Origin of the sequence: Lysinibacillus sp. ACHW1.5 (assembly GCF_022014815.1) — a bacterium.
In the GTDB taxonomy this organism is placed as follows: Bacteria; Bacillota; Bacilli; order Bacillales_A; family Planococcaceae; genus Lysinibacillus; species Lysinibacillus capsici.
In genome coordinates this window covers 1045486-1067758 of the sequence record NZ_CP091777.1, presented here as the reverse complement: position 1 = coordinate 1067758, position 22273 = coordinate 1045486, and the positions used below count along the sequence as shown (strand labels likewise).

At 37.7% G+C, this 22273-nt stretch carries 26 protein-coding genes; all 26 read right to left on the bottom strand.

The annotated features are described in order from the left end of the window. Positions 1-6: 6 nt before the first annotated feature. The 26 genes from L6W14_RS04935 to flgC all read right to left on the bottom strand — a co-directional run bounded on the left by L6W14_RS04935 (position 7) and on the right by flgC (position 22271). Positions 7-1161, bottom strand: a complete 1155-nt coding sequence (locus L6W14_RS04935) for a protein-glutamate methylesterase/protein-glutamine glutaminase (protein ID WP_256451367.1) — start codon at positions 1159-1161, stop codon at positions 7-9. Next, positions 1162-2037, bottom strand: a complete 876-nt coding sequence (locus tag L6W14_RS04930; protein ID WP_131521893.1) for a MinD/ParA family protein — start codon at positions 2035-2037, stop codon at positions 1162-1164. Further along, a complete protein-coding gene (gene flhF / locus L6W14_RS04925; RefSeq protein ID WP_131521894.1) occupies positions 2034-3233 on the bottom strand; it encodes a flagellar biosynthesis GTPase FlhF in 1200 nt (399 codons plus the stop codon). The genes L6W14_RS04930 and flhF overlap by 4 nt, the downstream gene beginning before the upstream one ends. Then, complete coding sequence (gene flhA, locus L6W14_RS04920) at positions 3233-5263, bottom strand: flagellar biosynthesis protein FlhA (protein WP_131521895.1); 2031 nt, start codon at positions 5261-5263, stop codon at positions 3233-3235. The genes flhF and flhA overlap by 1 nt, the downstream gene beginning before the upstream one ends. Positions 5264-5286: 23 nt before the next feature. Further along, a complete protein-coding gene (gene flhB / locus L6W14_RS04915) occupies positions 5287-6375 on the bottom strand; it encodes a flagellar biosynthesis protein FlhB (protein ID WP_048391594.1) in 1089 nt (362 codons plus the stop codon). A 1-nt stretch (position 6376) separates the two neighbouring features. Beyond that, positions 6377-7150: a flagellar biosynthetic protein FliR gene (gene fliR, locus L6W14_RS04910; protein WP_004269284.1), complete on the bottom strand. Its 774-nt coding sequence runs from the start codon at positions 7148-7150 to the stop codon at positions 6377-6379. 4 nt (positions 7151-7154) lie between these two features. Next, on the bottom strand, positions 7155-7424 hold the full coding sequence (gene fliQ, locus L6W14_RS04905; protein WP_004269285.1) for a flagellar biosynthesis protein FliQ: 270 nt from the start codon (positions 7422-7424) through the stop codon (positions 7155-7157). A 13-nt stretch (positions 7425-7437) separates the two neighbouring features. Beyond that, positions 7438-8103 carry a flagellar type III secretion system pore protein FliP gene (fliP, locus tag L6W14_RS04900; RefSeq protein WP_048391597.1) on the bottom strand — a complete coding sequence of 222 codons (666 nt, stop codon included), beginning with the start codon at positions 8101-8103 and terminating at the stop codon, positions 7438-7440. Beyond that, complete coding sequence (locus L6W14_RS04895) at positions 8100-8777, bottom strand: flagellar biosynthetic protein FliO (RefSeq protein ID WP_004269287.1); 678 nt, start codon at positions 8775-8777, stop codon at positions 8100-8102. The genes fliP and L6W14_RS04895 overlap by 4 nt, the downstream gene beginning before the upstream one ends. A gap of 10 nt (positions 8778-8787) precedes the next feature. Beyond that, on the bottom strand, positions 8788-9150 hold the full coding sequence (locus tag L6W14_RS04890) for a response regulator (RefSeq protein WP_004269288.1): 363 nt from the start codon (positions 9148-9150) through the stop codon (positions 8788-8790). 21 nt (positions 9151-9171) lie between these two features. Further along, positions 9172-10395 (bottom strand): flagellar motor switch phosphatase FliY, encoded by a 1224-nt coding sequence (gene fliY / locus L6W14_RS04885; protein WP_131521896.1) that lies wholly within the window; start codon positions 10393-10395, stop codon positions 9172-9174. Further along, positions 10388-11383 carry a flagellar motor switch protein FliM gene (gene fliM / locus L6W14_RS04880; RefSeq protein WP_004269290.1) on the bottom strand — a complete coding sequence of 332 codons (996 nt, stop codon included), beginning with the start codon at positions 11381-11383 and terminating at the stop codon, positions 10388-10390. Before fliM ends, fliY begins: the two co-directional genes overlap by 8 nt. A 31-nt stretch (positions 11384-11414) precedes the next feature. After that, a complete protein-coding gene (fliL, locus tag L6W14_RS04875) occupies positions 11415-11843 on the bottom strand; it encodes a flagellar basal body-associated protein FliL (RefSeq protein WP_237899668.1) in 429 nt (142 codons plus the stop codon). Then, on the bottom strand, positions 11833-12054 hold the full coding sequence (locus L6W14_RS04870; RefSeq protein ID WP_016994570.1) for a flagellar FlbD family protein: 222 nt from the start codon (positions 12052-12054) through the stop codon (positions 11833-11835). The genes fliL and L6W14_RS04870 overlap by 11 nt, the downstream gene beginning before the upstream one ends. Before the next feature lie 93 nt (positions 12055-12147). Beyond that, positions 12148-13089, bottom strand: a complete 942-nt coding sequence (gene flgG, locus L6W14_RS04865) for a flagellar basal body rod protein FlgG (RefSeq protein WP_131521898.1) — start codon at positions 13087-13089, stop codon at positions 12148-12150. An 86-nt stretch (positions 13090-13175) separates the two neighbouring features. Next, complete coding sequence (locus tag L6W14_RS04860; protein WP_131521899.1) at positions 13176-13544, bottom strand: TIGR02530 family flagellar biosynthesis protein; 369 nt, start codon at positions 13542-13544, stop codon at positions 13176-13178. Between the two features lie 15 nt (positions 13545-13559). Next, the gene (gene flgD / locus L6W14_RS04855) at positions 13560-14252 is read right to left on the bottom strand and encodes a flagellar hook assembly protein FlgD (RefSeq protein ID WP_131521900.1); all 693 of its coding nucleotides are present in this window, start codon (positions 14250-14252) and stop codon (positions 13560-13562) included. A gap of 2 nt (positions 14253-14254) precedes the next feature. Then, complete coding sequence (locus L6W14_RS04850; RefSeq protein WP_237899666.1) at positions 14255-15532, bottom strand: flagellar hook-length control protein FliK; 1278 nt, start codon at positions 15530-15532, stop codon at positions 14255-14257. Positions 15533-15557: 25 nt separating this feature from the next. After that, positions 15558-16166 carry a MotE family protein gene (locus tag L6W14_RS04845; protein ID WP_237899663.1) on the bottom strand — a complete coding sequence of 203 codons (609 nt, stop codon included), beginning with the start codon at positions 16164-16166 and terminating at the stop codon, positions 15558-15560. A gap of 4 nt (positions 16167-16170) precedes the next feature. Continuing rightward, on the bottom strand, positions 16171-16620 hold the full coding sequence (fliJ, locus tag L6W14_RS04840; RefSeq protein WP_131521902.1) for a flagellar export protein FliJ: 450 nt from the start codon (positions 16618-16620) through the stop codon (positions 16171-16173). Beyond that, a complete protein-coding gene (gene fliI / locus L6W14_RS04835; RefSeq protein WP_066037836.1) occupies positions 16621-17946 on the bottom strand; it encodes a flagellar protein export ATPase FliI in 1326 nt (441 codons plus the stop codon). Positions 17947-17951: 5 nt separating this feature from the next. Further along, the gene (fliH, locus tag L6W14_RS04830) at positions 17952-18740 is read right to left on the bottom strand and encodes a flagellar assembly protein FliH (RefSeq protein WP_131521903.1); all 789 of its coding nucleotides are present in this window, start codon (positions 18738-18740) and stop codon (positions 17952-17954) included. Then, positions 18733-19746, bottom strand: a complete 1014-nt coding sequence (gene fliG / locus L6W14_RS04825; RefSeq protein ID WP_008180783.1) for a flagellar motor switch protein FliG — start codon at positions 19744-19746, stop codon at positions 18733-18735. The genes fliH and fliG overlap by 8 nt, the downstream gene beginning before the upstream one ends. A 15-nt stretch (positions 19747-19761) precedes the next feature. After that, entirely contained in the window at positions 19762-21357 is a 1596-nt protein-coding gene (gene fliF / locus L6W14_RS04820; RefSeq protein ID WP_131521904.1) for a flagellar basal-body MS-ring/collar protein FliF, read from the bottom strand. Positions 21358-21477: 120 nt separating this feature from the next. Beyond that, the gene (gene fliE / locus L6W14_RS04815) at positions 21478-21783 is read right to left on the bottom strand and encodes a flagellar hook-basal body complex protein FliE (protein ID WP_004269303.1); all 306 of its coding nucleotides are present in this window, start codon (positions 21781-21783) and stop codon (positions 21478-21480) included. A 26-nt stretch (positions 21784-21809) separates the two neighbouring features. Next, a complete protein-coding gene (gene flgC, locus L6W14_RS04810; RefSeq protein ID WP_054550512.1) occupies positions 21810-22271 on the bottom strand; it encodes a flagellar basal body rod protein FlgC in 462 nt (153 codons plus the stop codon). Positions 22272-22273 lie beyond the last annotated feature (2 nt).

Here is a 22273-nt window from a genome sequence, read left to right as displayed (position 1 = left end):
CCCCTTTTAAGGCAAATATTTCATTATTGTTTGTGCAATATCATCTACATCTGCAACTTCATCAACAAGTTGCGTTTCTACTGCTGCTTTTGGCATACCATATACAATGCAAGTTTCTGCTGATTCTGCAATAGCAATGACATTGCCAGTATGTTTTAATGCTTTTAGACCATTAGAGCCATCATGGCCCATACCTGTCATAATCACTGCTACTTTATCAAAATCTTTATATTGACTAACATCTTCGAACATGACATCTACAGAAGGTCGGTGGCCAGATCTTGGTGCTTCTTGATTATCAAGAACAATGCCAAAAGTTGTCCCTACTTTTCTAAGTTTTAAATGATATCCACCTGGTGCAATATAAGCCACTCCATTTTGCAAAATATCGCCCTGTTCAGCTTCTTTAACAGAAATTTCACTTAGCTGATCAAGTCGATTAGCAAGCGATTTAGTAAATCCAGCAGGCATATGCTGAACAATTAATATTGGAGCTTGAATAGACTTAGGAATTTTAGTAACAACCTCCTGAAGCGCGCGAGGTCCTCCTGTTGATGTGCCAATTAACACAATCTTCTTTCCTATTTTACTCCATTCTACCATTGGTTTAGTTACGGCTACCTTAGTAGAAACAACATTAGTAGACGTATTTGTTCGTCCATGCTGTTGTGGTTCCTTTATTACGGTACTCACTCTTGTCACTTGTTCGTGTTGTCGTTTACTTCCAGAAGGTTTTTTCAATTTGGAAACTGGCACCGTTGCAGCTTGTTCCACTTTGTGCACAAGTTCATTTTGAATTTTATGTAAATCAAGGGAGATGGTCCCGCTAGGCTTGGCAACAAAATCGACTGCCCCGCTCTCAATTGCTGCAATTGCATTTTCTGTCCCACGTTGAGTGGTACTTGAGAGCATTACTACAGGAACTGGACATTGTATCATAATTTCTTTTAAAGCATCGAGCCCGTTCATTTCAGGCATCTCAATATCCATTGTTACAACGTTTGGCTTCAACGATTGTATCTTTTTGATCGCATCTTTTCCATTTCGAGCTGTTCCAACTACTTCCACCTTCGAGTTGCCAACAAAAAAGTCACTAATTAGCTTTCTCATAAAAGCAGAATCATCCACAACTAAAAGCTTGCTTTTATGCAAAAAGTCCAATTAATCACGCCCTTTCGAGAAAATACTTCTAAGTTTCGTTAAAAATTTTTTCGTTGTTTGATCATGTGCATGTATTTCCTCCGCACGTTGCTCCATAAAACGAACGACTATAAGTTGCATTGTCTTTGATATTAATGCGTCTGGATAAGCAAGTGAGAATGGCACTTGCTCGCGCACTGCCTTACGCACAACAGGGTCTTCAGGTAATGAACCAAGAATGATCGTTTCTTTGTCTAAAAAACGTTTCATTGTTAACTGCAAACGTTCATTCGTTTCTATTCCTTCTTCTTTACTGAAAGCGCGGTTACAGAGAATATAAAACTGCTTATCTGGATCTCGAACATGAATATATTTCATCATGGAATACGCATCTGTAATAGAAGTAGGTTCCGCTGTTGAAATGACGATAATTTCATCAATGGATGTGAGTAAATCTAACGACCAATTAGTAGCACCAGCGCCCATATCAAATAAAATATAATCATAGTTTTTTTGAAGTTCTTCAAATGCTTGAATAAGTCGTTCAAACATACTATGAGACCAATCAAGCACGCTCGTCATACCTGACCCACCTGAAATATACCTTAAATCATAAGGCCCTTCAAATATTACCTCATCTAGTAGCTTATTTCCTTCTAAGTAATCTTTTAAACTATAAGAAGCATTTTTCCCAATTAAGATATGGATATTCCCCATCCCAATATCCATATCTACAATGACAACTCTTTTTCCCTTTTGGGCCAAAGTCATGGCAAAGTTCATTGTGAAGTTACTTTTACCTACTCCACCTTTGCCACTTACAACTGCAATCGCTCTACCTAGTTCGCCTTGCTGTTTCATCATTTTTAAGCGTAATGCTTCAGCTTGGTCTCTCATTTTTCTTCACCTTGAAAAAACAAATTAAGTACTGCTTCTAAATCAGCTTCTTCAATATCTTCTGGTACTTCTTGACCATTCGTATAGTAAGCAAGTCCTTTATTATATTTAATCATTAAATTGATCATTGTGCCAATAGAATTTGTTTCATCAATTTTTGTAAAAATGAATTTTTCAATTGGTAATTGCTTAAATTGATCTACAATATTCTCCATATCCCTTTCTTTCGTTGTCATTGCAAGCACTAAATAAGATTCTGCATGATCATCGAATTTTATGAGACGTTGGAGATCATCAACATACTTGACTTCTTTATAATTTCGACCAGCTGTATCAATAAAAACCAAATCTAAATGTGATAATCTCTGGATTGCTTGTTCAAAATCTGTTGCATTGTAAGCAATTTCAACAGGAGCTTGTAAGAGACCAGCATATGTTTTGAGCTGCTCTATTGCCGCAATCCGATAAGTATCTGTCGTAATAAAGCCAATCTTTTTCTTTTTTTCTAACACAGCTCTAGCTGCCATTTTGGCAATGGTTGTAGTCTTTCCAACCCCTGTTGGTCCTAAAATGTTTATATATTTTCTTTCGTAGGATAATCCTCCGATGGGAAGTACTTCTAGCTTCTTACGTAGTAAATTTTTTGCTATCAATTTACATTGCGAGAAATTTATTTCGGATGCTTCTTTAAAATGCATAAAAAGCTCATCACCTATCGTTGTGATGAGCTCTTCACTTAGCTCTTGCTGTCTTAAGTATTCAATGAAGGGTAAGAGTTCATCGGGATATTGAGCTTGGGTAGTCTTTTTATGCATCGATTGCATTAATGATTTTAAATCAGCAATTTCTTTTCTCAATTCTTCTGACATGCTAGCGTCCTCATGTACTGCTGCTACACCAAGGGGTGGCTCCTGATGTATTTTTGCTTGAATAGCATTTGTAATCTCTTGTAACCTTGCATTTTCTTTTTTTACTACTGGCAGTCCAGCTGGTGGTGTTGGTACTGAAGCCACTTGTTGTGGCTCCATTGCATCAATACCCGCAACCACTTCAAAACTTTTCTTTTTTATCATGCCAAAAAATTTCTTTGTGATGACGACTTTTGAATTTAATATGACTGCGTCCTCACCTAATTCTGCTCGCACTTGCTTCATCGCCTCTGGTATGGATGATGCATAATACTTTTTCATTTTCATTAAACATTCACCACCCCAACACTTTGAATTTCAACCGAAGCATCCAATTCATTATAGGATAGAACCGGAATTTGTGGGAAATAACGCTCCGTTAGTTGACGTAAATACATTCGAACTGCTGGAGAGCATAATATAATAGCTGATTGCTCCATAAACGAAACACGCTCTACTTCCGCTGCAATAGTTTCTAATACTGTTTGAGAATCTTGTGGATCCATCGCTAAATAATTTCCGTGATCCGTTTGTTGGATACTATCAGCGATCATTTTTTCTACTTTACCAGAAACCGTAATCACCTTTAATACTGAACTATCCCCAACATACTGTGCTGTAATTTGACGAGCCAATGCTTGACGTACATATTCAGCTAAGATATCTGTATCACTCGTTAATTTTGCATAGTCTGCAAGCGTCTCAAAAATAATTGGCAAGTTACGCACTGATACATTCTCTCGAAGAAGCTTACCCAGTACCTTTTGAATTTCTCCAGTAGATAAAGGTGCAGGTGTTAATTCTTCTACTAAAATTGGATGGGATTCGCGTAAATGATCGATTAACTGCTTTGTCTCTTGACGGCCTAATAACTCATGAGCATTTGCTCTAATTATTTCTGTTAAATGTGTTGACACCACACTCGGTGGGTCCACAACTGTGTAACCGTACATTTCCGCGTCCTCTTTTACTTGCTCTGTAATCCACTTAGCTGGTAATCCAAATGATGGCTCGACAGTATCAATACCTTCAATAGAATCATCGTCGCCAGGACTCATCGCTAAATAATGATCTAGTAAAAGTTCTCCTCGTGCCATTTCATTCCCCTTTATTTTAATTCGATATTCATTTGGTTGAAGCTGAATATTGTCTCGAATACGGACTACTGGAATCACGATACCTAACTCCAAGGCAAGCTGTCGACGAATCATGATAACACGGTCTAATAAATCCCCACCTTGAGCGGCATCTACTAAGGGAATTAATCCATAACCAAATTCGAATTCAATTGGGTCCACATTTAATAAATTCACAACATTCTCAGGACTCTTCATGCCGTCAGTAGCCACTTCTTCTTCAATCTCCTGTAATTCTTCTTCATCCTCTGGCTTCTTACGTTCCATCATATAAGCTCCCGCAATTAACGAAAGGCCTATTGGCAGCGTTACCCAGTTTGGTATTGGCGTAAATAGCCCTAGTAATACAATGGTACCTCCTGCTACATAAAGCAGCTTAGCTTGAGCAAATAATTGGCCTGTAATGTCTTGACCAAGACTCCCTTTAGAAGAGGCTCGTGTTACGACAATCCCTGTAGCAGTCGAAATAAGCAAGGCAGGAATTTGGGATACAATACCGTCCCCAACTGTTAGTTTCGAAAAATGAGTTGCCGCTTCTGCAAATGGAAGCCCCATTTGTACAACGCCAATGATGATACCAAATAATAGATTGATAATAACCATTACCATTGAAGCGATGGCATCCCCTTTTACAAATTTCGTGGCACCATCCATTGCACCGTAAAAGTCAGCTTCTCCTGCAACTTTTTCACGTCGCTCGCGCGCTTCTTTTTCGGAAATAATCCCCGCATTTAAGTCAGCATCAATACTCATTTGTTTACCTGGCATCGCATCAAGTGTGAAACGTGCCGCTACTTCTGCTACTCGTTCTGCACCTTTTGTAATTACAATAAACTGAATTAACACTAAAATTAAGAAGACGACTAAACCAACAAGTATATTTCCTCCAACTACGAAATCACCAAAAGTTTCAACGACCGAACCTGCATCTCCATTTGCTAAGATGGCACGAGTTGTGGAAACACTTAGTCCTAATCGGAACAAAGTCAGTAGTAAAATCACCGAAGGAAAAATGGAAAAATCCAATGCTTCTTTCATACTCATTGCTGTGAGCAGTACAATTAATCCTAATGTAATATTAATGACAATTAAAAAACTTAACATCCACGGAGGAAGAGGGATGATGAGCATCGCAACGATTAAAATAACCGCACCTAAAACCCCAATATCGCGAACTTTCATTTGTGTCCCTCCTACAAAAAGCCTTAAATTTTTCGCTTAATTCGGTAAACATAAGCGAGTATCTCTGCTACTGCTTTGAAAAATTCTTCTGGTACCTGATCGCCTATTTCTACCTGGTCATACATAGCTCGTGCTAAAGGTCGATTTTCAACCATTATTACATCATGTTCTTTGGCGATCAGTTTAATTTTTTGAGCAATAAAGTCTGTCCCCTTGGCAATAACACGAGGAGCATCCATACTGTCCTCATTATATTTGAGGGCAATTGCATAGTGAGTAGGGTTGGTAATAACTACATCCGCACTCGGAACCTCTGACATCATACGTCTCATCGCCATCTCACGTTGGCGTTGTTTGATTTTTGATTTGATTAGAGGGTCACCCTCACTATTTTTATATTCATCTTTAATATCTTGCTTAGACATTTTAAGATTTTTTTCATACTCATGTTTTTGATACATCCAGTCTAAAACGGATACACAAAGTAATACTAAAGAAGCTGCTATACCCATAATACCAACAAGCTTCCCTACCGTAATGAGAGTCATCCATGGACTTTTAAACGATAACGCCAAAACTTCTGGTAAGTTTGACCAAATAATAATAGTTGTAACACTTCCGATAAAACCAATCTTTAAAACAGATTTTATTAACTCCACAATGGCTTTGACAGAAAATATCTTTTTTAACCCTTTAATAGGGTCCATCTTTTTCAAATCAAATTTCATTGGCTCTAACGTAAAAAGAAAACCAAATTGCAAAAAGTTACCTGCAAGTGCTCCGACAAATGCAATTGCCATAATGGGCACAATGATAAAAGCCATTTGAATCAAAGTTTCTGTAAATAGGTGCATCACACTATCAATAGTCAGTGATTCGATGCGTATGTTATGAATAAAGGTTTGCCTGAAAAAAGCTAATAGCTCGTCACGCAAAGAGCCAGCAAAGAAAAACAAAAAGATAAATACCATTAACATTACAATGGCACTTGAAATATCTTGACTCTTGACAACTTGCCCTTTTTTCCGAGCATCCTGTCGTTTCTTAGGGGTTGCCTTTTCTGTTTTTTCACCCGCAAAAAATTGTAGCTCTAAATTCAGTAGTAGTCTCATATTATCCACCACCTAAAATGGCCATTAAATCACGCATCCCATAAATCATTATCGTAATAAGCTTTTGAATAACTTGAATCATAACGGCCATCATTGTAAATAACACTAAAAAACTAACACCAATTTTAATAGGAAAACCGACAACAAATATATTTAATTGCGGTACTGTTTTTGCAGTGATCCCTAAAGCTAAATCGACCAAGAATAAGGTCGCTACAACAGGAGCAGCCATCTGGAATGCTATGGCAAAAACTGCTGTGAAAGTTGTGATAATAAATTGAGGAAAGTTTTCGTTCATAAAACTTGGGAATTGATCCATCGGGAAAAATTGATAGCTGTAGTAGATTCCATTAAGAATCATATGATGGCCATCAATCGCTAACAATAAAAGCAGTGCTAGCATATTAAAAAACTGACCGATTAATGGACTTTGAGCACCTGTTTGCGGGTCAATTATATTGGCAATGGCAAAACCCATTTGAAAATCGATAAAGCTTCCTGCAATTTGAATTGCGGACATGATGATATAGCCCATTAGACCGAGTAATAGTCCAACTAGTGCTTCTTTCATCACTAATAATATGTAATCATCATTGAATGCAAATGGCTCAACATCAATTGTATAGTACATCATCCAAGCTAAAACCAGTGCGAGAGTAATTTTGACTTGAGGTGGAATGGTTCTATAGGAAAAAAAAGGAACCGTAGCAAAAAAGGCTGAGACACGTACAAGTACTAATAAGAAAACCGTTAAATGCGGAATTAATTCATTCATGTACTCACCCTATATATCGCGTTAAATTCTCGAATATGTCTCTCGCATAGCTTGTAACTTGAGATAGCATCCAAGGGCCAAAGAATACGATGGCCACTAAGACAGCAATAATTTTTGGTACAAATGCTAACGTTTGCTCTTGTATCGAAGTTGTGGCTTGAAAGATACTTACCGCTAAACCCGAGATTAAAGCAACTAATAGTAGCGGACCGCTTGTTAGAAGGATAATCATTATAGCACGCTCTGCAATGGAAATAACCAACTCACCTGTCATACTGTATCATCCCCTAAAAACTTTGTAGTAACGATTTCATAACGAGATACCAGCCATCAACCAGTACAAATAATAAAATTTTAAATGGCAATGAAATCATTACTGGCGGTAACATCATCATCCCCATCGACATTAATGTACTCGCGACAATCATATCGATCACTAGGAATGGAATAAAAATCATAAAACCAATTTGAAATGCTGTTTTAATTTCACTTAAAGCAAAGGCAGGTACAAGCATAGTCAGTGGGATTTCCTCCACTGATGCTGGTTTTTCTGCTTGATTATATGTTAAAAACAAATCAAGATCTTTTTGCCTAGTATGCTTACTCATAAACTCTTTAAATGGCACACTAGCACGGTCATAGGCTTCTTCTATACCAATTTCTTCAGCAAACAATGGTTGTAATGCCTCTTTATTGACCTCTTGAAAGGTTGGTGCCATGATAAAAAATGTTAAAAATAGTGCCAGCCCAATGATCACTTGATTTGGTGGCATTTGCTGTGTTGCCAATGCTGTACGCACAAAGGATAAGACTATGACTATACGAGCAAAGGATGTCATTAAAATTAAAATACTTGGTGCAAGTGATAAAACTGTTAGTAAAAGTAAGAGCTTTACAGATGTAGAGACATTCGTTGGATCGCTGTTGGAAAAAATATTGATTAAATCATTCATTTACCATCCTTCTCCTTCTGCTTCCATCTCTCTATCTCATCACTACGCTCCTGTTTTATTTCTGATAGCTTTTTTTCGAATAGATTGCCAAATGAATCTTGCTTTTGCTGCTCATTTTGCACCTTCGCGCTATCTTTTCTCTTAAACTTAGAAAATACTTCTGCAATATACGGTGATGTTGCTGCAAATTCTTGCCTTTCGTTATATAGGGCTAAAAGAGCTTCAACTTCTTCAGGGTCTGTAATTTCTCGTAAAAGCTGAACGTCTTCTCCGACCCCAACTAAATACAATGTTTTACCTACCTGTAAAAGCTGAACTGACTTTTGCGCACCTAACGATAAACCGCCTAAATTTTGTACCATTTGATTACGTTGGAAGTTTAAATTTCGTTTATTTAAAAACTTCATCAATCCATAAAATAAAGCTACAACAAAAATAAGCGCCAAAACCATTTTTATGTATTCCCATGCAGATATATCTCCAGCTGCTGTTACAGTTGTTTCTTGTTTAGCAGCTGGATCAGTCGTATCTCCATTACAAGCTTCTGGGTCTTTAATACAATCCGTGACACTATTTGTATCAGCGTCTGCATAGACAGAAGTCGGTGTCGGGTACAAAAACAGGAAGGATACAAGAAATGCGAAAATCATCGTTAAACGAAATGATTTTAACATTTTCATGCAATCATCCTAGCGCTTTTTGAATCGCTTCAATTACACGATCTGCTTGGAAAGGTTTTACGATAAAGTCTTTAGCACCAGCTTGAATCGCATCGATTACCATTGCTTGTTGCCCCATTGCTGAACACATAATTACAGTTGCACTTGGATCTGTTCCCTTAATAGCTTTAAGGGCTGCAATACCGTCCATCTCTGGCATTGTGATATCCATTGTTACTAAATCTGGTTTTAGTTCATTGTACTTTTCGACAGCTTGTAAACCATCTGCTGCCTCTCCAACAACTTCAAATCCATTTTTTGATAAAATATCCTTGATCATCATGCGCATAAATGCAGCGTCGTCTACAATCAAAATTCTTTTAGACATGGTTAACTCCTCCAATTGAAACTATCTTAAATTATTTAAACGCTCTGCTTGACTTAAAACATCTGTAATACGGACACCAAAGTTTTCGTCAATAACAACGACTTCCCCTTTAGCAATTAAACGATTATTGACTAAAATATCAACCGGTTCTCCCGCTAATTTATCCAGTTCAATAATTGAACCACTTGATAGTTCTAAAATCTCTTTAACAGAACGTTTCGTACGTCCTAACTCTACAGTAACTTGCAATGGAATATCAAGTAGCATATTTAAATTTCTAGCTTCGGATTGAGAGATTACATTTGTATCGAAGCTAGCAAACTGCGCTTGTTGCACATTTACAGGTTGTGCAGGTCTTGCTGGTTGTGCAAATTGTTGTGGCTCCTGATAAATCGGTTGCTGCATCGGTGCTGACTGCTGTTGATAAACTGGTTGTTCAGATGGTGGTGCTACAGGTATTTGCTGTTGAACAGGCGGTGGTGTAACTGGTGGAGCCTCAGGTGCAATAGTTGCTGCCACCGGTTCCTCAAACACTCCTGTTTCACCTAATAATGATTTTACAATATTTTGACTAAATTTAAGCGGTAATAATTGCATTAAATTCGAATCAATTAAATTACCAATTCTTAATCTAAATGAAACTTTCACCAGCAAATCGTCTTCTGGGATATTTTCTCGACCTTCATCTTGCGAGATGTTCATTAAATCAATTGTCGGTGGAGAAATATCTACTTTTTTGTTGAAGACCGTCGACATAGATGTAGCAGCTGAGCCCATCATTTGATTCATAGCCTCTTGAACAGCACTTAGCTGAATTTCACCTAAGTCTGGCTTAGGATTTAATCCATCGCCACCTAACATTAAATCTGCGATAATTGCTGCATCAGATTGTTTAATAACAAGTAAATTCATACCTGTCAAACCAATTGTATATTCAACTTGTACAGCTACATATGGATGAGGAAATTCCTCTTCTAATTTATTACGATTAATCATTGAAATACTTGGAGTTGTAATATCTACTTTTTGACCCAATAACGCTGAAAGAGCTGTGGCAGAGCTACCAAAGGATATATTGCCTACCTCTCCTAATGCATCTTGTGCAAACGAATCAAGGTAATCCTCCACTCGTATCTCATTTATTTCTTCATTTGTTGAAGCATCAGTGTCGTTGTTTTTATCTCCCAACGTCTCGCCCCTTAATAGCGCTTCAATTTCTTCTTGGGAGAGCATTTCATCACTCATCTTCGTCTCCTCCTTTCAAAGGGTCGATAATCTGGATTGCTAATTTTTTGCCTTTTTTACCTGGTTGAACAGTGAACTTTGGCAATGTACCTACTTTTAGTAATAATGGCGCTTCAATTTTTTGATCTAACTGTATGACATCTCCAACTTGCATTGTTAGGAAATCTTCAATAGTGATGTCCGTTAATCCTAATTCAACTGAAAGTGGTAATTGGGCTTGTTTCACACGTGTTTCAAGCATTTTTGTTTGCTCTGGTGACATCTCTTTCGTATTGGTTTGCATCCAATAGCGAACCGAAAGATTTGGAACAATTGGCTCCAATACAACATGTGGAATACAAATATTAATCATACCGCTTGTCTCACCAATTATCGTATTTAACGAAATTACGACAACCGTTTCATTAGGTGAAATCATTTGTAAAAATTGTGGATTTACTTCAAGTTCCACTAATATTGGATCAATTTCCGCAACATTTTCCCATGCTTCGCGTAAATTGTCGAATGAGCGTTCAAAAAGGTTTGTCATAATTTTTGTTTCTATTTCCGTTAGGTTATCTACATTACTATGACTTGCCCCACTACCGCCCATTAGGCGATCTAACATCGAATAGGCAATATTAGGATTAATTTCCATCAATATATTACCATCTAATGGTGGCACTTCAAATACATTAATGAGTGTCATATTTGGAATGGAACGAACAAACTCTTCAAATGGTATTTGGTCTACTGATGCAACCGTAATTTGTACATAGCTTCTAAGCTGTGCAGAGAAAAAGGTTGTCAATAGTCGTGCGAAATTTTCATGTATTCGGGTCAAACTTCGGATTTGATCTTTTGAGAAGCGAAGTGCTCGTTTAAAATCATAAACTTTAACCTTACGTCCCTCGTCCTCTTTTTTTATGTCATCCGCTGACATTTCCCCTGTCGATATAGCGGAAAGCAGCGCATCTATCTCAGATTGAGATAACACATCTCCTGCCATTTGCCCACCTCCAATTCAAGCAGTTTCTGTTTTATTGAGTAATGAAGGAGGTAAAATATACTTCCTGGACTTCTCCCTCTTGCATCAACTCATTTAATCTTGTTTTTAATGATTTTTGGAAAATTTGTTTCCCTTGCTTACCTTCTAAGTCCTTTTGCTCCATTTCAGAAAGCTCTTGAATGGCGATATTTTGCACTTGGAAAACGCGCTTTGTTAACTCTGCACCCGCTTCCTTGCTTGTCGTTTGAATTTTCAATGACAAGCGAACAACTCTTTTATCTGCAAGATTTGTCGTGATCTCTGGTATCTCCACTGTTGCCTCTACAATCTCATCAATGGACGGCTCAACAGCTCCTGTGGGTTTATTAAATTGCGTAAGCAATACAAACAAAATAACCCCAATCAAAATGACTGCTACTAGTAAAATAATAATCATTGTTAGCATTTTATTATTCTTCATCTTCTTCACCTCGTAGATGCGGGTTGGATAGTATTTGTATATTGTTATAAAAGGCAGTTACCTTTTGTCGCACCTCTTCTTCACTCTCTAAAACAATTAATTTTGTTCCAGTTGTTAATGTAATAGTCGTATCTGGAAATGATTCGACTGTTTCTATGTATAAAGCATTTAATGTAAATGCTTTGCCATTTAGACGTGTTAGTTCAATCATGAATTAGGGCCGGGTCTAGCATGAGAGCCGGCCCGACCCTCCCTCATATGAAAATATGTTTGTTAAAACGTCCGTTTTGAAAGGACTATATTATTATCGTTTTAAGTTTACTAGCTCTTGTAATATTTCATCAGATGTTGTGATGATACGCGTATTTGCTTGGAAACCACGTTGTGCCACAATCATCTCAGTAAATTCCTCTGAAAGGTCTACGTTCGACATTTCAAGAGCACCTGAAACAGCTTTACCGATACCAAATGTATTACCTACACCTATTTGAACTGCTCCAGAGTTTGCACTTTCTTGGAAGTAGTTATTCCCTTCTTTTGTTAAACCTTCAGCATTCGGAAATTTAGCCATTACAATTTGACCAGCAAATTTAAGCCCTTCACTATCTACGAATGTAACTTTACCATCCGTACTTATAGACATTGATTGTGCATCTGTCGGGATTCGGATTCGGGTCCCTGTTACTTCAGTTTGTAATTCGTCCCAATCTTCCGAATCGTATTCTAGTGCCGTGCCAGCATCTTCAACAAGTGGTAAATCCACATCGTCTTCAGCTGTTCCTTCCCAACCTTGGATACCAACTACATAGTTCCCTGATGCATCTACTAAGAAACCTTGCTCATCCATATAGAAGTTTCCAGCGCGTGTGTAAGCTACACTGTCAAAGTTTTCTCCCGCAACTGATTCTCCGTCACCATCTGGATTGTATTTCGCAACCATAAAGAAGCCTTCACCCTCAACAGCAATATCCAAAACACGACCAGTAGTTTGGCGTGATCCAGATCCATGAATAGTATCAATTGTTGCTAAGCTTGAACCTAATCCTACCTGTTGAGGATTCGTACCACCTGCTGTCAAACTCGGACCAGAGGCACCTGCCTGTGTTTGCGACATTAAATCTTTGAAAATTACTCGCCCTTTTTTAAAGCCATAAGTGTTCACGTTGGCAATATTATTACCAATCACATCTAGCTTTGTTTGGAAGTTTTTAAGACCTGAAATACCTGAATACATAGAACGTAACATATGTTTTCGTTCTCCCTTCGTTTTATATAGGTGAGCTTCTATCACTCAGCATCACCAAGGCTTCCTTACGTAAGAAGGTCCAGCCTTTAAAGCACAATCGTGCCATCAATATTTGTAAATAACTGCTGTTTTGCTTCCGTGCGATCCATTGCTGTAATGACAGTAGCGTTTTTAGCACTGACAATTAAAGCTGCTTGATCCATCAAGACTAATGGTTGTTTGACACCTTTTGAGTGTGCTTCAAATACCTTATCCGATACAACCTGCCATTCTTGTTCAGTGATATTAATTTTACGCTCAATAATACGTTCATTCGCATGCTTACTCACCTTTAGCTCTTGTTTAGAAGCTTCCTGTAAATGAGCTTTAAATGATTGTTGTGTATTGACTGGCTTAGGTTGTGTGGTACGAATAGATGGATGCAAGGGTACACGATGAATTGAAAATTTATCCATCACTTTTCTCCACCTTTATTCGCTAATCACTGTAAAATCTCTATCTGTTAGTCTTTTATCATTATCTAGTACGTAATTAATGACCCCATCTTTATTGGAAACAGAGACGATTCGTCCTTTTAGTTCTTGATCACCGTCTTTATACGTTACATTTTTACCAATCAATTGGCTAGCCTTCACTAATGGAGATTCTGGTACATTATTATTGCCATTTGAACTAGAGTCGCTAGCTCCACCTAAAATACCAGATATATTACCAGGAGCAATCTCTTTCCCATCAGCTAATTTGAACACAACATTACCATCTACAAATTTAAGAGATTCAATTACGCCTGTTCCTTCATTAACCACAGGATTTCCTTTTTCATCTTTCCCCTCTGTAATCTCATGCCATTTGACTTCTTTGCCTATAAAAGTTGTATAACTCATCATCTGTGTTTGTTGCTGAGATGCTAGTAAAGATTCCATTGCCTTTGTCATATTTTGCATTTGCTCTAAAGAAGAGAACTGCGCCATTTGAGAAATAAATTCTCGATCATCCATTGGATTCGTTGGATCCTGATGCTGTAATTGTGTAATTAACAATTGTAGAAAGGCATCTTTGCCAAGCTCACTATTGCCTGTTTGCTTCACTGGCTTCTGATAATTTGAGTAATAAAGATCATCAGTTATAGCCGGATTTGTCACTTTCGTAGTTGTATCTGCCATTTTTACACCTCCTCACTTATTAAATAGTCACTAAAGGACATTCCTTCATCTTCATCATCACTTTTTTGATCCTGTTCTTCTTCCTGCTGTTGTTTAAAGAAATTATTGAAGAAGCTTTGATCACGTTGTTGACGATCGGCATCTTGCAGAGATTGTGCAATATCAAGGCGATCTACTTGTATATTTTGCTGAGTAAATGCCTGTTTTAGCTGGTGTGCTTGACTATCAAGTAATTCACGTCCATGAGCTGTAGAAGCCAGCAAACGGGCTGTAAGGACACCATCATTTTGTACAAGTTCAATACGAACCGTCCCTAGATTTTCTGGATACAATTTTATGGTTAAACGTGTAATACCTTGAGCATTCGAAATCTGTGCTCGATTGATAATAGCTTGCATTTCTTTTAGTAAAGCTTCTGATTGAGCAGGCTTCGCCGTTGGTAACGTTACATGGAATGTGTCTGGTTTCGTTTGTACAGTTTGTGGCGTAACCATGTCATTTGTAGTTGTTTCACTTTGTTTGATCACTTGGACTTGATGAACTACTTGCTGGAAGCCTTGTAATGGCAATGTAACAGTTGTTTTTGTTGTTACCTGCAAAGTTCCTACCTGCGTTTGTAATGACGTTAATAGGCTCTTCACAGTCGTTAACAGATCTTCTTGGGATGCTGTTAAGTCTGTCTTTTGCCCTACTAATTGCGCTAATTTCAACACTTGGAGAAGTTGTGATGCCTCTTTTGGTGTCACATGACCTTCACCTTGTAAAGCCGTGCTTATATTCGCCTGTAGTACCGGCGCTTGAGCATCTACTAATGTTAAGAGCTCCCAAACATCACTTGCTTCCTTTTCTTCTCCTAGTAGCTGTTGAACTATTTTTTGCAGCTGCTCTTCATTAATGCCTAATGCGTTTAATATATTGTCTAAATTAAGCATTTCATCCATCGCCACTGCTTTTCCGTCTTCACCAAGCTGAAGCATTAATAAGCCATCATCGTGAGTAATCCCTAGTAAATCTAGTACTTCCTCCATTGAGTCAGCATTTAATAACGCTTGTAAATCCTCGAGTTCATTTGTTGAGAACGTCTGTGTTGACTGGGTTGTTTGAGTTGTTTGGGTTGAAGAAGTTAATACTTGCCCAAAAACAGAACCAAAATTTGATAAATTTTCTTTCTTCGGTGTACTGTCTATTTTTCCTTCAGCGTTTCCAACTGTTGTTGACTTTGTTGCTGCAGTTTTAGTAGGTACTGTTTTATTAATCATTTGCATCATTGCTACATCCACTATTTTTCACCTCCTTTCAATTATCCTACTGTTTAGCCATAAGCTCCGTATATTTTGCTGCATCTTTTGCATCCATTTTCTCTAAAATAGCTGCTAATTTATCTGGCTTTAAATTCGTTAAAATCCTCAGTGCTTCTGTATCACTCATATTGATTAAGACAGGTGCCGCAGCTTTCGGCGACATCTTATCAAATGTTGATAAAATATCGTTAAAATCACGCTTCACATCATCTTGTTCACGATTTAATTTTTCAATTTCAAATTGAAGCTGTTCCTTTTCTGTCAGCAGCTTCTCTTTTTCAGTTATTGTTGAATCTAATTTTTTTTGAAGCTGGGTAATCTCTGCTTCTTTTTCTTGTACCTCTGCCTGTAAACTCACTATTTTAGAGTCGTTATTAACGACAGCATCCTTTGCTTGTTGTTCTTCTGAGGGGATAAAAGGTATACTACCAATTGCCTTTTTTCCTAAATCAAAGACATTTGTATTCATTAAAGTTGCCACAACAAGCAAAACCGCTACTACAAACATAATCGGCAGTACAATCCAAGTAAAAAACTTAAGAAAGCCCCCAGATTTTTTCTTTGGTTGCTCTTCTACTAACTCTGTTGCTAATCGATTGTCTTTCTTTGCCATGAAATCACCTGATTTCTTTCTTGTTATACGTTTGTAATGAAATTTCATCTAAAAAAAGGCTTTCTATACGATCTTGCTCTTGTTGGAAATGCTTAAAATCCTTTTCTCTCATTTTTTCAAATTTACGTACTTCCAAGTTTTTTTCTAATAGTTTTTCTTCGTGCCAATTCATCTTTGCACGAGCTTGTATCACTTTCTGTTGTACATCTGCAATTGTTTTTTCGAGACTATCAATAAAACGACTATAATGATGGATTTCATTTATGGATGAACCAACCATTAAACGCTCCTGCTGGAATGCAATTAAATCTTCTTTCTTTTTTAGCAATTCATATAATTTCGTTGCTATTTCTTCAAAAGAACGGACAGATTCCTTATAAGCCATTTCGGTTTCGTTTTTTTCTTGTTCGCGAATTGTTAATACTTTTTCAAAACGATACACATAACTGACCATCTATTTCGCACCACCGTTCGATAATGTTATTAACTCATTGACACTTTCTTCAAGTGTCACTTTATCTAAGTAACCCTGTTTAAGATAAGCAGTAATGAGCGGTTCATAATGAATTGCTTCATCAATTTCTTTAGAGGTTCCTCTTTTATAAGCACCAATATTGATCAAATCCTCTGATTTGTCGTAAGTATAATAGAGTTCTCTTAATCGTTCAGCAGCTTTCTTATGAGTTGGCTCTGCAACATGATTCATCAAACGACTCACACTTTTCAAGACGTTTATGGCTGGATATTGCCCTTTGTTGGCAAGATTTCGATCCAATACAATATGACCATCTAATATCCCTCGCACAGTATCCGCAATGGGCTCATTCATATCGTCACCATCTACTAAAACAGTATAGAATGCTGTTATAGAACCCTTTTCATTAGTGCCTGTACGTTCTAGTAATTTAGGCAATATCGCAAAAACAGAAGGCGTATAACCTTTTTGTGCTGGTGGTTCTCCTGTGGCAAGTCCAATTTCACGTTGTGCCATAGCCACACGTGTCACGGAATCCATCATCAGCATGACATTTAAGCCTCGATTTCTAAAATATTCGGCGATTGCTGTAGCTGTAAATGCCCCTTTAATCCGCATTAATGCCGGTTGATCAGAGGTAGCTGCAACAACAATCGATCGACTTAAGCCCTCAGCACCCAAATCACGTTCGATGAATTCCCGAACCTCACGACCACGCTCACCTATTAGCGCAATGACATTCAAATCTGCTTGTGTATTTCTTGCGATCATACCAAGTAAAGTACTTTTACCTACCCCTGAACCCGCGAAAATACCAACACGTTGTCCATTTCCAACTGTTAGCATACCGTCAATTGCCTTGACTCCCACTTCAAGCCTTTCATTAATTGGTGGACGAGTTAGTGGGTTTGGTGGATCTTGCTCTGTAGGGACTGTCATGAGACCTTTAGGTAATAGAGTGCCATCAATTGGATTTCCCATAGAATCTAATACTTTGCCGATTAACTCAGGACCCACTTTTACTTCCAGTGGGGCTCCCGTTCCTTCGACAAGGCAGCCAATAGATATTTCACGTAAAGAGGTAAAAGGCATCAAGACGACTATTTCATCTTTAAAGCCAACGACCTCTGCTAAAATAATCTGGTGTCCATGATTTACAGTTTCCACATGAATTTTACAGACATCACCTATAGAACTATCTGGACCTTGCGACTCAATCATTAAGCCAACAACTCTAGTAACCCTACCGAACTTTTTAAAAGTTGGGATATGCGGAATTTGTTCAATTAATTGAGCCGCTTTCATCAAGATCATTCCTTACTCTCTAATATTTCATGTAACTTTAATCTCAGTGCATTTAATTGCTCATCGATGCTAACCATAATTCGCCCATGATTTGTTTCAATATAGCAATCTGTCTCATTATCTAAATCTTCATTAACAAAAATCATAAATGGTACGTCTATTGGGAACATTTCTGCTAATTCATCTCGGTTGGTCGTAATTAAAGCATAATAAGCTGGCGAAACATAAATTTTAATTTCCTTCATTTCTCTTGCTTCTTTCAGCCCTCTACGCACAATCGATACAAATAGTTCGTTATCCTGTTCTAAAGAAGTACCAATAATTCTTTCTGCCGCAGTTAAACCTAACTCTAAAATTACCGCTTCTTGATCCTCAATATATTTTTGAGCATTTTCTTTCGCTAACATCATTATTTCGTTCGCTGTTTGAAGTGACTGAGCCATTGCTTCGGTGGCCTTATTCACGCCATCTTCATAGCCTTGTCCAAATCCCTCATCATAAGCTTCTTGAACACGATTGGGTCTCTCTTCCTCCCAACTTAGCTTTAAATGTTCAATCTCTTGAAAGTGCCTATGCTTTTCCTGTTCAAACATCTCTCGTTCAGCTTGCAAAGCAGTTCTTGCTTCAGTAAGTAAACGATCTCGCTCTGCCACGACTTCATCCAACGTTAATTGATGCTGAGGAGGCTCTTCTTCTTGGTATTCTTCCATCGCTTCAAACATATCGCGGATTTGAATTTCTTTGACATTATCGCTATCAGATTTAGTGTAAATAGAACGGATGATTCTAGACAATGACGTCATCTCCTCCACCACGAGCAATAATAATCTCTCCAGCATCCTCTAGACGACGAATAACAGCAACAATTCGAGATTGTGCCTCCTCTACGTCACGTAAACGTACAGGTCCCATAATTTCCATTTCTTCTTTAAATGTTTCAGCCATACGTTGTGACATATTACGGAATATAATATCTTTTACCTCTTCACTTGATACCTTCATTGAAAGCAGTAAGTCTTCGTTTTCGCAATCACGAATAACACGCTGAATGGAACGATTGTCGAGTGTAACAATATCCTCGAACACAAACATACGTTTTTTGATTTCCTCTGCAAGTTCTGGGTCTTGTATTTCCAGTGCATCGAGTATTGTTTTTTCTGTTTGTCGATCTACTCCATTTAAAACTTCAACGACTGCATCAATACCGCCGGTTTCTGTATAATCCTGCGTAACGGTTGATGATAATTTACGCTCTAACACAGATTCAATTTCGCTAATCACTTCTGGTGAAGTCGATTCCATGACCGCTATACGTTTAGCAATGTCAGCTTGTACTTCCTGTGGTAAAGAAGATAAAATAACCCCTGCTTGCCCTGCCTCTAAATAAGAGAGGATTAGGGCAATTGTTTGAGGATGTTCATTTTGGATAAAGTTAAAAATTTGCGCTGGATCAGCTCTTCTAGCAAAATCAAACGGGCGTACTTGTAAAGAAGATGTTAGTCGATTGATGATTGTTTGTGCTTGTTCTACGCCAAGTGCTTTTTCTAATACTGTTTTTGCATAGCCAATACCACCTTGTGTGATATAGTCCTGCGCAAGTGCAATATTGTGAAATTCTTCAATAATTTCTTCTTTTACATTTGATTCTACTTTTTTAACACTTGAAATCTCTAATGTTAAACGTTCAATTTCTTCCTCTGTTAAATGCTTATAGACAGAAGCTGAAACTTCAGGCCCTAATGAAATTAACAAGAGAGCGGCCTTTTGTTTTCCGGTTAATTCTTTATCTTTCTTGGACACAGCCGAACCTCCTAGTTAGTCTTCAGCAATCCAACTACGCAGTAACTTTGCAAAATCGTCTGGCTTATCTTTGGCCATTTTTTCTAGCTGCTTACGACGCATTGTAGCTTCCGTTTCAATTTCTTCATTAATATCATCAACCATTAATTCTTCTTGTTCTTCTAGGATACTTAACTCTTCTTCTTCCTTCGCACGTTTACGTGAACGGATAATGAAGAATGCTAGTAATAAGATAACAGCTAACAAGATACCTCCGATAACCCAAACCCACCATGGAATGATTGGTTTTTCATCAGCTACCTCTGTTGCCTTACCGTATAATGGTTGTACAGATACCGCCACTTTTTCATCGATCTGCTCTTGAGTAAGTTCTGCTGCTACGTCTTTGGAAATTGTTGTACGTACAATTGTACTTAAAATTTTCTCAATATCTTCTCGAACACCGTCTGGTAATGACGCTGCATCAGTTGCTGTCGGTGGTTCAACAATTACTTGAATCCCAATATCCTGAATTTTATAAGGAGCTTCTTGAATATCCTTACGTATACGGTTCACATCATTATTAATCGTTTCTTCCGTACGCTCGTAATCACCATTTCCTGCTGTACCTTCATTATAAGTTGTGAAGTTATCAGTAGTTGTTTCAGCTTCAGGTGTTCCAGCAGCGGCAGCTGCGCCTGTACCAGAATATTGCTCTGTAATTCGCTGAGCACTTATGGCAATACCTTCCATATTTTCTTCGTCAACTGGTGTCACAAGATTTTCTTCACGATTTTCTTTCTTGAAATCAATATCCGTTGTGACAGAAACCATTACTTTATCTTGTCCCATCAACGTTCCAAGCATATTTTGCACTTGACGTTGTAGATCTCGTTCTACCAATTTCTTCATTTGTAACTGGCCTTCAGCTGTTGTTGTGGAAGTACCATCAGCTGTTGCTGCATTCAGATCAAAGTACTCTGAAAATTGGTTAGAGATCACGATATTTTCAGTCTTTAAATTCGGAATACTTTTTGACACTAAATTGTACATTGTAGTTATTTGCTGTTCCGTAAATTTATAGCCAGGATCAGTATTTAAAACGATAGATGCTGTTGCCTCTCCCTGAACATCAGTTACGAATACACCTTCCTCAGGAACAGTAATCATCACTTTTGCATCTTTTACACCTTCCAGATTTTTGAAAAGTTTAGCAATTTCAGTTTCAGTAGCTGCTTTTTTTAATAGGTTAAATTCATTATCAGTCATACCAAAACCTGAACTATTAGCAAATGAGTAATCGATTGAACCTGTTTGTGGATATCCCTCTGAAGCTAATTGCACTAATAAGGAGTCAACTTGTTCTTCTGGCACTAAAATAGATGTTCCACCTGGAGCAATTTGATAAGTCACACCTTGGGAATCTAGCGCTTCCTTTACCTGTCCAATTTCCCGTGTTGATAAATCTTTATAAAGTGGAACATATGTAGTTTTGGAAGCAAAAAATGTCACAATTGCTGCTATTGCGATTACAACTACCACGGAGCCAATCATAACTATTTTTTGCTTTTTACTTCGACTTGTCCAAAATTGACTGGTGTCGTTTTTTATTTTTGTCAATCGTTCATTCATTATGAATCCTCCGGTTATAGTGAATAACCTAGCCATCAATAATTTGCGAACATAATGAGCCACTCTGAATTGTGGTTGTTAATATATATTGAAAAGAGGTTTCTTATCTTTACAATATAATTAAACACTCATGCGCATTATTTCTTGGTAAGCTTCAATCACCTTATTGCGAACTTCAATTGTTGCGTTTAGGGTAATGCTTGCCTTTTGCGAAGCAATCATCACTTCATGCAACTCCACATCTTCACCTTTAATTAGCTTCTGAGTAAATTTATCAGAAGTTATTTGTTGATCATTTACTTTTGCAATTGCTTCTTTTAACGAGTTCGCGAAGCTTTGTTGCGCTTCATAAGGTGTAGCATTCAGTTTATTCGTGTTATTTACAACCTGAGTAGGTGTCATTAGCGAAATGGACGAAATGGCCATGTATGTATCTTCCTTTCTACTTAAATTTATTTACCAATCTCTAAAGCCTTTGTAAGCATGGATTTATTCGCATTAAATACAGTTATATTAGCCTCATAAGAACGAGTAGCCGACATTAAATCAACCATTTCTTTTAATGGATCGACGTTAGGCATGTTTACATAACCATCTGCATTTGCATCTGGATGAGTTGGGTCATATACAAGTTTGAAAGGTGTTTCTTGATCTTCTGAGATTCGAGTAATTTTCACACCATTACCAACACCACTTTTTGCATTTTTACCTAGTGCTATATTCAAAAAATTAGAAAATTGTCCTTCTTGTGCTGACAGCGTCACGGACTTACGTCGATATGGTTCCCATTCCCCATTCACTTGACGAGCGCGAGTTGTATCCATGTTAGCCATATTAGAAGAAATAACGTCCATACGTAAACGCTGCGCTGTTAATGCGGAGGCAGTGGTATTCATCCCATGAAAAATAGACATCT